Source organism: Vibrio sp. 1580 (assembly GCF_033340055.1).
The window spans coordinates 1-802 of record NZ_JAWOVT010000190.1; the positions used below are offsets into that span (position 1 = coordinate 1).

1 protein-coding gene is annotated in these 802 nt (G+C 45.5%); it reads right to left on the reverse strand.

Annotated features, from left to right (window positions below; all coding sequences use genetic code 11):
• On the reverse strand, positions 1-769 hold a 769-nt coding region (locus R7093_RS24935), incomplete at its 3' end, for a YjiH family protein (protein WP_318146981.1).
• Positions 770-802: the final 33 nt, after the last annotated feature.

Here is an 802-nt window from a genome sequence, read left to right on the forward strand (position 1 = left end):
CAGCCACGATACCTGCTAAACAGATAGCTCCGTAGAAAGGTAGGAACAGGTGTTCAAGTTGAACCTGAGCAATAACAACTAAGCTGAATGTGATCGATACCGCTGAGAACGTTGTACCAACAACTGCCGCTTCACGTTGAGTGTAGAACTTGTTTTCGTACTGCTTGCTTGTCAGTAGGATGCCCACACTGCCATCACCCAACCATGATGCCATACAGTCGATCGCACTACGGCCAGGTAGGTTAAATACTGGACGCATTACTTTACTTAATAGCGCGCCAAATAGCTCTAGAAGACCGAAGTTAAGTAGTAGAGGAAGCAGAAGGCCAGCAAAAATGAATACTGCGAATAGCGTTGGTAGAAGACCAGTTAAAACAAGGCCGCCCGTGTTTTCTTCCCAAATCGCTTTTGGACCTACTTGGAAGAACGTCATCAATACCGCAGCACCACCGATTAGGCGAACAACAAGCCAAAGTGGAGACGGGTTGAAAAGTCCGTTTAAGAAACCGTTACGAAGGATCGCTGCTGGCTTGAAAATTTTACAAAGAACAGAAGCGACAGCCATGAAAGCGATAATAGCGGTAACGATAGCAATAAGTGCATCGCCAAGTAAGGCAGGAATGACTTTTGCCATGACTGCAACAGGGATAGTGAGGTCGCCATTGTAAGAAATAGGCGCCATAAACAGCAGAAGACCGATTAAGGATGGAATGAAGAACATCCAAAAGTTGCCCTTAGGAGCTTCAGTAGCATTGGTGTTGTTATGCATAGTTTTCTCGTGTTACTACTAGTCAATACTCGC